The sequence below is a fragment of the Primorskyibacter flagellatus genome (assembly GCF_048268605.1).
GTDB classification, from domain to species: Bacteria; Pseudomonadota; Alphaproteobacteria; order Rhodobacterales; family Rhodobacteraceae; genus Primorskyibacter; species Primorskyibacter flagellatus.
Map to the genome: position 1 here is coordinate 42,315 of NZ_JBLWVF010000022.1, position 11,045 is coordinate 53,359.

Here is an 11,045-nt window from a genome sequence, read left to right on the forward strand (position 1 = left end):
CAGGGGGGCTGAACATGGGTTGCGGAATGTGTCTGACTAGCAGCCGATGACAGAACAGATGCGCTGACGGTAGGCGCTATTCGCTTCGCTATCCGGAACCGCCTCCATCCCACCAGAGGAGCAGCTTAGCGGATAGTTTGCCGCGAGCCCCGCATTCGCGCATTCGGACACGTCCCAGCCCGGCGGAATATCCGTCAGATCGACTTGCTTCCATTTCGGATGCCCGTTCTGCTGCAAATCGCCAAATCTGGTGAAGATCAGATTGGAGACATCGGACACGGCCTTGCAGCTTGCAGCATGATACGAATTGCGGCGCGGTTCGTATTCATAGGTCATCAGAACAGCCTTTACCGCCACGACCGGAACAGGATCGGTCTGAAACGCGTAGGTCGATGCCGGGATCTGTGTCGGGACATAAACAGCCTGCAGAAGCGGGTCTTCGAACGGCACGAGGTGAAAACGTTCCGCGTCGATCCTTGTATCCTGAAACAGTTTGGTCGGCGCGCCCGCGACATAGAAAAAGCCGTCAAGGTCATCTGCCAGAAGCTGTTCCAAGGCTTCGGCCGGGCCGATGGTATGCACCTCTGCTGGCGTGATGCCCAGAAGATCCAGTATCAACGAAGCGGTCAGGAAGGTGCCGCTGTCCTCAACGCCGACGGCCACGCGCTTGCCGTTCAGATCCGCCGGGCTTGCGATACCCTTGGACGCCAGCAAATGCACTTCTTCATTGTAGAGCGGAAAGGAAATCCGCACCCCGGCAATCGCGCGGGCAATTGCCGGATCATTCGCCGAATAGGTCTTGAGATATTCGAGCACATCGCTTTGCACGATCCCGAATTGCGTCGCCCGCCGTTTGCGCACACCAAGGAAATTTTCAAGCGAGCCGGCGCTTTCCACGACATGCAGCGTCTGGTCACACTCGGCCATCAGATTGGCAATATCGTTTCCGAACTGAATATATGTCCCCGTTGGCGATCCGGTAAGAATATTCTTCTCGAATTCCTGAGCCTGCGCAGAAGAGACCCCCAATACCAGAACAAGGCTCGTCGCAAAAACATGCAGCAGGCATCTGTGCAAGATGTCCATCGCCATCCCCTTTTCTCGTTTCATGCTAATCATCAACAACGTCCCAGATCCTGAAGCAGGAACAGCAGCGTCTGGCGGTTCACGGTCCCGAAGACGCTGGCAAGTGCTTCATGGGCACATGCGCCCTCGCTCAACAAGGTGGACAACTGCTGGGTTTGTTGTTGTGTTGCCGCTTCCAGACCGGGGGCGTTCGACACAGTGCTTGCCACCAGTCCGAAGGGCCGGGGATTGCCGCGAGATGCTGCCATGGGCTGCGCCGCAGCAGGCGTGCTTGCGGGCGCTTCTTCTGCGCTTTCAAGTGCCGCACGCTGCGCGGCGAGCATGTCGCGCGCTTCGACCAACTCCGATTGCAAAGCGGCCAGGCGTTCCTCGCCCGACGCAACCTCTGCATTCAAGGAAGACAGGGCATCTTCAGCTTGCCGCGCTTCGGCATCCAGTTCCGCTTGCCGTGTCGAAACGGTCTGTTCAATCTCGGCCAGACGGGTCTGCGCCTCCGCTTCCAACTGTGCCGCACGCTCCTGCGCATCGGCTTCCATCTGGGCAATCCGTTCCTGTGCAGAGGTTTCCATCTGCGCGGTCCGCGCCTGCGTTTCTTCCTGAACCTGTGCCAGACGCTGCTCGGCGGTGTCCACCTGAGCCGCCAGATCCTGTGCTTCCGCCTCCAGCCGCACCCTGTTCGCTTGCGCTTCTTCCTCAAGCTCTGCGATTTTGGCCTGCACTTCAGCTTCGCGGGCCTGCGCGTCGGCTTCGACCTGCGCCATCCGCTCTTGCGCGGCGTCCTCAATCCGGGCCGCACGGTCTTCAGCCTCTGCCTCCAACTGGGCGTAGCGCTCTTGCGCGGTGGCATCCAGTTGGTCCTTGCTCTGCTGACTGGCGGCTTCGGCGGTCTTGATTTCCTGCGCCAACTGCCCTGCGCGCTCTTCGGCCTTGGCAACGTCGTTTTGCACCTCTGCAAGCTGCGCGTTGACGGCCTCCAGCTCTTTTCTGCGCTCGTCCCTTTCGGCAATCGCCGTTGCTGTCTCGGTCCGTGCTGTTTCAGCGTCGGCCTGAACGGTTTCAACCTCGACAAGGGCGTTCTCACGCGCTGTCTGCGCATCCTGCAACTCTTGCAGCGCGGTCGCCTTGGTGCTTTCAGCGGCATCAATTTCGGCCTGAAGATCGCTCAGCTGTGCTTCGGCCATCTGAATGTTGTCTGCAAGTTTGTCAGCCTGTGCGCTTGCCTTGGCAAGTTCGGCTTCGGCGGTTTTCTGTTGCTCCTGCAGCGTCGCAGCGCGCTCTTGTGCCGCCAGGGCATTGGCTTTTTCCGTCTCCAGGTTGGATGTTGCGGTCGCGATCTCGCCATCAAGCGCGTCGGCCTGCGCGGTCAGCTCAGCATTCCTGGCTTCAAGCGCGGCTTTGGTCTCTTCAGCCTTGGCGATGTCGGCCTGCATCGCTTGCAGCTGCTCGGCGGCTGCGCCTGCACGAGCTTGCGCGTCGGCCTCAAGCTCCACCAATTCCGACTGTTTCTCGGCAAGGCTGGTCGTGAGGACGTCCACTTCTGACTGCGCGGCGACGAGCGTTTCCTGAACCTCGCCAACTTGCGCCCGCGATGTTTCGATCTGGCTTTCCAGATCGCTGAGCACGGCCTTTTTCTCCTCCAGTGCGGCCTCGATCCCGGCGGACTCGCTTTCAAGCGTCGCGATGATCTTTCTGAACGCTGACGCTTTCTGAGAAAGCTGGTTTACATTTTCCGTCGCGGCCGGTTCCGTTCCCTGACCGACAGCCGGCAGGGCGACGTTCAGCAGGACGATGATTTGAGACGCCAAGACAATTGAACGAAACAACTTTCCCCACCCCAGATAAAAACAAAAGAATAATAGGAGATTGTTGGCGCAGTCCCGATCAAAAATCAAGAACTGCGTCGATTCGACGGGTTTTTCTTAAAGTTGAGCCATCAACCTCTCGCGCGATGATGGGTTGAATTCTGCGGATGGTACCGGTGCGTAATATACCGGTTGGCGACCGTATTGGCCGCAACAATTTGCCGGCCAAAGAGCCTCCCCCACCGACCCTGCGGCCTGGCTTTGATGCTATCGTCGGGATCCGCGCCGCGTTGCCCGGATTTGTCGCGGCCCATCGCCGGAGGCCATTACTGCCGAATGTCGACCGGACACCCGTCACGCGACGACCTTTCGATGGCGTCGATCAGCCGGTGACACGCCAGCGCCGCGCGCCCGGTGACCACGGGCGGCCGGTTTTCCTGTACCGCGTTGACAAAATCCTCGATCATGCCCTGATGCCATTCGTGGTTGTTCACAATCGGACCAGTGTCACCCGCGCTGCCGATTGCAACGGGTTCGTCGTCAATACGACCATCACGCCAGAGAACCTCCAGCATATCCGTGCCAAGACGCAACGACGCATGTTCGAAATGAAGTGCAATCATCTCTTTTCGCTGTGGAAAACTGGCGGTGCTCGCAACAAGCGAGCCGATCGCCCCGGACGCAAAGCGCAGGCCCGCCACGGCGAAGTCCTCGGCTTCCATCCGGTGCAGAGGCGTCGTTGCGGTCATCGCCTGCACTGACGCCACAGGTCCGGTCAGGCTGAGCGCAAGGTCGATCGTGTGGATCGCTTGCGTCAACAATACTCCGCCGCCGTCGCGCGCGTAGGTGCCACGCCCAAGCTCTTCGTAGTAGGACTGGTCCCTCCACAGCGGCGCGGCGATCTCGACATGCCCAAGCTTGCCGAACGCGCCGCTTGCAATGCGCTGCGCTGCCGCCTTGGATGGCGAGCGCACGCGATGCTGGAACAGGACGCCCAGCGTGACACCCGCGCTTTCGCAAATCTCGACAACCTGCACAGCCTCGTCCAGCGTCCGCGCGACCGGCTTCTCCAACAGAATATGCTTGCCTGCCTTGGCGAGCGTTTCAATCAACTGGATCCGCACGCTGGGCGGCGTCGCGACGATAACAATCCGGATCGCCGGATCATCCGTCACTTTCGACAGGTCCGAGGTGAACAGTGGTGCCGCACCGTCGTACTGGTCAGCCAGATGCTCGGCCCGTTCCGGTCGGGTAGAGACAACGGCCACCAACCGAACCCGGTCGCCCGCTGCCGAAAGCGCGGCAACATGGGTCTTGGCGATCATGCCCGCGCCGATCAACGCAACCCCAATCCGTTGTTCATCATCCATTACAGCACTCCATTGTTTCCACGCCCCAGAAAACAGACACTGTCACCGCCGTCTACACCGCTTGTTGGACATTGTACCGTGCGGAGTTTCTTCGGACGACAGGCATTTGCCGGTTGTCTCGCGCCTCGCTACCTGGTGTTGATGCCTTCCTCCGGCACAGTGATCGTCGTAGCGATGACGTTTTGACCATCCGCTCTCGGTCAATATGACACAACAAATCTGCCTCTGGCTTGGGCTATAGGCTTGCCGGATAGATACGATGGCAAGGCAAGCCGATGCGAGATGTGCTGACCCTGACAAAACCTCAAGCCGACAGGTTGCGGATCTCCGCGATCCTGCGCATCTGTGCCGATTTGCTGTGGGTGGTTCAGGCTTATGCGGTTGCCGCAGTGATCGCCGGCTGGCTGGAGGATGATGACCATGGGATCGCCCTTGTCATCCTCTTTGCCGCAACCGGTGTTCTGCGCGCCTTGCTGTCATATGGCGCGGGACGACTTGTCTTCGATCTTGGACAGCAGGTGGTGCAACACACACGACGCAAGTTGCTTGATACGCAGACGGTAAGGATTGACGCAGCCCTGTCCTCGGCAGAAGTCGCCGCGCTTGTCTGTGACAAAATCCCGCTTCTGGCCCCCTATTTCACACGATTCCGGTTGGCGATGATCCGAGTGCGGGTGGTGCCCGTGGCGTTTGTCCTGATTGCGCTGACCCAATCCTGGGCGGTCGCGATTGTGCTTTTGGTAACAGGTCCTCTTATTCCCGTTTTCATGGCGTTGATAGGCTTGGCCGCCCGCGATGCCAGCGCCCGCCAGATGGTCGAGATTGGGGCCGTGAACCGCCTTCTCGTGGATCGGATTGCCGCCTTGCCGGACATCCTGTTGCTTGGGGGGTTCGACAGATCGCGCGCATTGTTTGTCACCCGCGTCGACGCATTGCGTGAAAAGACCATGGCGGTTCTGCGCATCGCCTTTCTGTCCTCGACCGTGCTGGAGCTGTTTTCGGCCATCGGCGTGGCGATGGTTGCGCTTTATGTGGGGTTCTCGCTTCTGGGCGAAATCACATTTGGCATATGGGGAGCACCTTTGAGCATTTCTCAGGGTGTGTTTCTTCTGCTTCTTGCGCCCGACTTCTTCCAACCCCTTCGTGATCTGGCACCCGCCTGGCATGACAAGGCCGGGGCAGAGGCCGTGGCTGAAGAGCTTGCCGGACTGGACGTCGCGCCCGTTCTGCCGATCCTCGGCAGAGGTGCAAAAGTCGCGCCCCTTTTCGGCCCAATATCGATATCCGTTAACCAAGCCGAGACGTTTGCTGGCATCAATCTGCCCGATTTCAGTATTGGCCCGGGCGAAAGCGTGGCCCTCACAGGTACCAGCGGGTCGGGGAAATCGACGTCGCTGACGGCGCTGGCCGGACTACTGCCCCTGTCTTGCGGACGCATCACCGTGATGGGGCAGCTTCTGAATGCCGAAAACGCCGATGCGTGGCGCGCGCGACTGACGCTGATGCCGCAGCACATCCATATTCCCGACACCACCCTGAGCGAATTTCTCGACCCGCACGGCACCAAAGCTGACCTCGGCCCCGCATTGAGGATCGCCCATGCAAGCGACATCGTCGCCGCCCTGCCCCACGGGCTTGATACCCGGTTGGGCGAACTTGGCGCGGGCGTTTCAGGTGGCGAGGCGCGGCGGTTGCTTCTGGCGCGCGCCTTCTTCAGCGGGGCGGACGTTATCCTGGCCGATGAGCCCACGGCGGATCTTGACGCGGTCACGGCTGGTCTGATCATCGACGCGCTGCGCCGCGCACAGGACAGCGGCAAGACCGTCATCGTCGCATCGCATGACCCGCTTCTGATTGATGCGATGGACCGCACCGTAGGATTGCCGGAGGTACAAGCATGAGGCGGCTTTGGCGCGTTGCAAGCCTGCTTTGGCAGGCGTCCCCCTGGGCGATGTGGCGCGGCGCTGCGGCGGCACTGACGGTGCTGGTCATGGGGGCGGCCTTGCTGGGCCTGTCGGGCTGGTTCATCACGGCAACGGGAGCTGCCGGGCTGGCGGGGATCGGCATTGCCTTTGACGTCTTCCGCCCCAGCGCCGGGGTCCGGTTTCTCGCTTTGGGGCGCGCCAGCGCACGCTATGCCGAGCGGTTGCTGACCCATGACACCACGCTTCACGCCTTGGCAAAGCTGCGTCTGGCACTGCTCGACCGGTTGCGGCATTGGCCAATTGACCAACTGCGACGCCTGCGCAGCGCGGCCGAGCTGACGCGGATCACGGCAGATGTCGATGCGCTTGACGGGCTGGTGCTGCGCCTGATCTTGCCGCTTCTTGCCGGGTTTCTGACCCATATCGCGGCCTTTGCGATGCTCTGGTGGTTGACCGTGCCAAGCGTGGCGCTGTCGATTGCCGGCGGCTACCTTTTGGGCGGCGGGCTTGTCCTGTGGCTGACTGCGCGCGCCGCGCTTGTGCCCTCCAAAACCGCCGAACGCAGCCGCCAGACCCTGCGCCGTCAAGTGATCGGTCTGTTTCGGGGCCAGCGCGAGACCATCCAGCAAGGCTTGCTACCGCGGCGACGGGATGAACTGAACCTCACCGAGCGCGCGGAACAAAATGCCGAGAGCCGCCTCAATGTGATCGACGAACGCGCCGGGTTGGCCCTGAACCTCATTGTCACCCTGACCGCCGCCGCAGCGCTTCTTATCGGAGATATTGCTGTCGGGCTGAGCACGCTAAGCCCCGCCGCAGCGGCTATCGGATTTTTCGCAGCACTTGGCCTTGCCGAAACCCTGCTGCCGCTGCGTCGCGGTCTGGCAGAACTGGGGCGGATGCACGATGCCGCCGGTCGCATATTGCCACCTGAAACGCCAAAGCCCGCAGCCCTGCCCCTGCCCGAGGTGTCGCCAGACCATCAGCCGGCGCTTGTCCTTGATCGTGTCACCGTGGCCGCACCCGGCCGCCGAACCCCGCTTATGGCGGCGCTGTCGCTGACCCTGCGCCCTGGCGAAACAGCCGCGCTGACGGGACACAGCGGGCTGGGCAAAAGTACGCTACTGGATGCCATCGCCGCAGTGAGTGCGCCGCTATCGGGTAGGGTCACGCTGCTCGGCACGTCCATATCGGATTGGCCAGATAAGCAATTGCGCGAGCATCTGACGCTGGTGCCGCAACGCGCGCGGCCCGTCGGCGGCTCGATCCGCGAAAATCTTGCCATTGCCTGCGATGATCTGAACGACAGCGCCGCATGGGAGGCGTTAACCACAGTCGAACTGCACGGCGTGGTCCAACGCATTGGCGGGCTGGACGCCACGCTTGGCGAAAGCGGAGCTGGCCTGTCGGGTGGCGAGGCGCGGCGGCTGGCCCTTGCCCGCGCGGTTCTGCGCCGCCCCTCCGTTTTGCTGCTGGACGAGCCGACCGAAGGGCTTGAGGGGCCGCTTGCACGGCAGGTTCTGGCCAACCTGAAACACTCCCTGCCCGACACGGCCATCCTGATCGCCTCTCACCGGCGGGCAGAACAGGAAATGGCCGATTATCTGATTACTTTACAGCCAACACATGCCGAAAAATGAATATTTTTGATCCACATCAATTTGCCTCTTGGCACGCGGGTGTTAGGTCTCGTGCTAAAGCTGAGTCTGCGGCGCAGGTTTTCCTGTACCCCGGCAACGTTCCGCCCACTATAACCATCGTGGCGGCTATGAAAGGAACACTGAACCATGGAGCTTGATGTCGTCGAGCTGTCACGCCTGCAATTTGCGCTGACGGCGATGTATCACTTCCTCTTCGTGCCGCTGACGCTGGGCCTGTCGATCCTCGTGGCGATCATGGAAACCGTCTATGTGATGACGAACCGGCCGATCTGGCGGCAGATGACAAAGTTCTGGGGCCTGCTTTTCGGCATCAACTTTGCGCTTGGCGTCGCGACGGGCATCACGATGGAATTCCAGTTCGGCATGAACTGGAGCTATTACAGCCATTATGTCGGTGACATTTTCGGCGCGCCGCTGGCGCTGGAAGGGATGATGGCCTTCTTCCTGGAGGCAACCTTTGTCGGGCTGTTCTTCTTTGGCTGGGACAAGCTGAGCAAACTTGCGCATCTTGCCGTAGCCTGGCTGGTCGCCATCGGGTCCAACTTCTCGGCGCTGTGGATTCTGATCGCCAATGGCTGGATGCAAAACCCGGTGGGCGCAGAGTTCAACCCCGAAACCATGCGCATGGAGATGACAAACTTTTTCGATGTGATCTTCAACACCGTGGCGCAAGCCAAATTCGTCCACACCGTATCCGCTGGCTATGTCACGGCTTCGGTCTTCATGCTGGGCGTGTCGGCGTGGTATCTGCTGAAGGGCCGCCATATCGAGCTTGCGCGGCGCTCCATCGCCGTGGCCTCTGCCTTCGGGCTGGCCTCTGCGCTGTCGGTGGTCGTGCTGGGCGACGAGTCCGGCTATTCTGCCAGCCATACTCAAAAGATGAAGCTGGCCGCGATCGAGGCGATGTGGGACACCCATCCCGCCCCCGCCCCTTTCACAGCCATAGGCTTTCCGAACCGCGAAGCGCGCGAGACGCATTACGCTGTCGAAATCCCGTGGGTCATGGGACTTATCGGGACACGGTCGCTGACCGAAGAAATCCCCGGCATCAATCAGTTGGTCGAAGAAGCAGAGGTCAATATCCGGTCCGGCCTGATCGCCTATGACGCCCTGATGACAATCCGGACAGAACGTGATGAAACCCCCGCTGACATTCGCGCCAAGTTCGAGGCGCATTCCGACAATCTGGGTTTCGCGCTCTTGCTGAAGCGGTATGTGGACGATCCACGGGACGCCACCGAGCAGCAGATCGCACAGGCTTCCGACGACACTGTGCCGGGCGTCGCACCGGTCTTCTGGGCGTTCCGCATCATGGTGGGGCTGGGTTTCACCTTCATCGCGGTAATGCTGTATTTCTTCTATCGCGCCAGTTTTCGCGCCATGCAGTTTCCCCGCTGGGCGCTTCGCGGGGCGGTGGCCATCATCCCTGCCCCCTGGATCGCGGCAGAGCTGGGCTGGTTCGTCTCCGAATACGGGCGGCAGCCGTGGACGGTGGACGGCGTGCTGCCAACGGCGCTGTCGGCCTCGCATCTCAGCGTGATGGATCTGCTGATCACGCTGGCCGGGTTTACCGCTTTCTACTCCGTCCTTTTCGTCATCGAGATGGCGCTGATGCTGAAATACATCCGCAAGGGTCCGTTCGAGGATGTCGAGGAAACCGATGCCTGGACCATCCGTCACGAACACCGGCTGCGCACCCATGATGGCAAAGACCCGTTCGCATCGGATGCCGCTGAACCCGGGTCCGCCCCCTTAAGCAACGCGCGCCACCCCGGCGCAACACCTGCGGAGTAACGGATATGATCCTTTCCGATCTGATAGAGCTTGAGACGTTGCGCGTGATTTGGTGGGCCCTAATGGGTGTGTTGCTGATCGCTTTTGCCCTGACCGACGGGTTCGACATGGGTGTGGGCACGTTGCTGCCCTTCGTTGCCAAAACGGATGTCGAACGCCGCATCGTAATCAATACGGTCGGCCCGGTCTGGGAGGGCAACCAGGTTTGGTTCATCCTTGGTGGCGGCGCGATCTTCGCGGCATGGCCTCCGCTTTACGCGGCCAGTTTCTCGGGCTTCTATCTGGCGATGTTCGCGCTGCTGGCCGCACTGATCCTGCGGCCCGTGGCGTTCAAATACCGCTCCAAACGCGAAAGCACGGCATGGCGGGCCGGTTGGGACCGGGCGCTGTTCGTCGGCAGTTCCGTGCCCGCGCTGCTGTTCGGCGTGGCGGTGGGCAATGTGCTTCTGGGCGTTCCCTTCTATCTGACCGATGACCTGATGCCGATGTATGAGGGAAATTTCGCGATGAAGTTTCTGGGGCTTCTACGCCCCTTCGCGCTGCTGGCAGGCGTGGTGTCGCTGTCCATGCTGGTGATGCATGGTGCCGCCTGGCTGTCGCTGAAGGCCGAAGGTCCGCTGGCCGCACGCGCACGCGCACGCGCCATCGGCACCTATGCGGGCATGATCGCCGCCGCTACCTATGCGCTGGCAGGTCTGTGGCTGGCTGTCGGCATTGACGGTTTCGCCATTCAAGGAGAGGTCGTGCGCGACGGCCCGTCCAACCCGCTTTACAGCACTGTCATTCATGGCGGCAGTTGGCTGTCGGCCTATTCCGACCGGCCGTGGATCGCCATCGCGCCGCTGATGGGCTTTGTCGGGATCGCGCTGGCTGTGCTTGGCCTGCGGGCGGGGCGCGAAGTCTCCACCCTGCTGTGGTCGAAGCTGGCTATCACCGGCATCATCTCTTCGGTCGGGCTGACGATGTTTCCATTCATCTTGCCCTCGACCGTCCGCCCCGACAGTTCGCTGACCGTCTGGGACGCGTCGTCATCCCATCTGACGCTTTTCGTGATGCTGGTGGCGGGCGCGATCTTCTTGCCGATCATCATGGCCTACACGGCCTGGGTCTACAAAGTACTATGGGGCAAGGTGACCGAGGCCGACGTCTCTGATCACAGCTACTAGAAAAAGGACAGTTAAATGTGGTATTTCGCCTGGCTTTTGGGACTTCCACTGGCCGCGATGTTCGCGGTTCTGAACGCGATCTGGCTGGAAATGCGTGAAGATGCGCGATTGATAAGAGAAGCTGACGAAAAGGATCCGACCATCAAATCCAAATGACGTGCCACCCTAGTCACCCGAATCTAAAGTTCGCCACATAGGGTTTGCTGTGTTCTTTGGCAGAACCGCTTGACGGAGGCGAGGA

Annotated in this window: 8 protein-coding genes; 5 read left to right on the plus strand and 3 right to left on the minus strand. The window is 60.9% G+C overall.

Annotation, left to right across the window (positions count from 1 at the left end; genetic code table 11):
* Positions 1-36: 36 nt before the first annotated feature.
* The 3 genes from ACN0WV_RS17115 to ACN0WV_RS17125 all read right to left on the minus strand — a co-directional run bounded on the left by ACN0WV_RS17115 (position 37) and on the right by ACN0WV_RS17125 (position 4,258).
* Positions 37-1,110: a TAXI family TRAP transporter solute-binding subunit gene (locus ACN0WV_RS17115; protein WP_417607390.1), complete on the minus strand. Its 1,074-nt coding sequence runs from the start codon at positions 1,108-1,110 to the stop codon at positions 37-39.
* A gap of 8 nt (positions 1,111-1,118) precedes the next feature.
* A complete protein-coding gene (locus tag ACN0WV_RS17120) occupies positions 1,119-2,891 on the minus strand; it encodes a coiled-coil domain-containing protein (RefSeq protein ID WP_417607392.1) in 1,773 nt (590 codons plus the stop codon).
* Positions 2,892-3,214: 323 nt separating this feature from the next.
* Positions 3,215-4,258 (minus strand): Gfo/Idh/MocA family protein, encoded by a 1,044-nt coding sequence (locus tag ACN0WV_RS17125; protein WP_417607393.1) that lies wholly within the window; start codon positions 4,256-4,258, stop codon positions 3,215-3,217.
* A 275-nt stretch (positions 4,259-4,533) separates the two neighbouring features.
* On the opposite strand from ACN0WV_RS17125, the gene ACN0WV_RS17130 reads away from it, so the two are divergent.
* The 5 genes from ACN0WV_RS17130 (at position 4,534) to cydX (ending at position 10,960) form a co-directional block, all read left to right on the plus strand.
* The gene (locus ACN0WV_RS17130; protein ID WP_417607395.1) at positions 4,534-6,159 is read left to right on the plus strand and encodes an ABC transporter ATP-binding protein/permease; all 1,626 of its coding nucleotides are present in this window, start codon (positions 4,534-4,536) and stop codon (positions 6,157-6,159) included.
* Positions 6,156-7,823, plus strand: coding sequence for an amino acid ABC transporter ATP-binding/permease protein (locus tag ACN0WV_RS17135; protein ID WP_417607396.1), 1,668 nt, complete (start codon positions 6,156-6,158; stop codon positions 7,821-7,823). Before ACN0WV_RS17130 ends, ACN0WV_RS17135 begins: the two co-directional genes overlap by 4 nt.
* Positions 7,824-7,970: 147 nt before the next feature.
* On the plus strand, positions 7,971-9,638 hold the full coding sequence (locus ACN0WV_RS17140; RefSeq protein WP_417607398.1) for a cytochrome ubiquinol oxidase subunit I: 1,668 nt from the start codon (positions 7,971-7,973) through the stop codon (positions 9,636-9,638).
* 5 nt (positions 9,639-9,643) lie between these two features.
* Positions 9,644-10,804, plus strand: coding sequence for a cytochrome d ubiquinol oxidase subunit II (gene cydB, locus ACN0WV_RS17145; RefSeq protein WP_417607400.1), 1,161 nt, complete (start codon positions 9,644-9,646; stop codon positions 10,802-10,804).
* Between the two features lie 15 nt (positions 10,805-10,819).
* A complete protein-coding gene (cydX, locus tag ACN0WV_RS17150) occupies positions 10,820-10,960 on the plus strand; it encodes a cytochrome bd-I oxidase subunit CydX (RefSeq protein WP_116599898.1) in 141 nt (46 codons plus the stop codon).
* Positions 10,961-11,045: the final 85 nt, after the last annotated feature.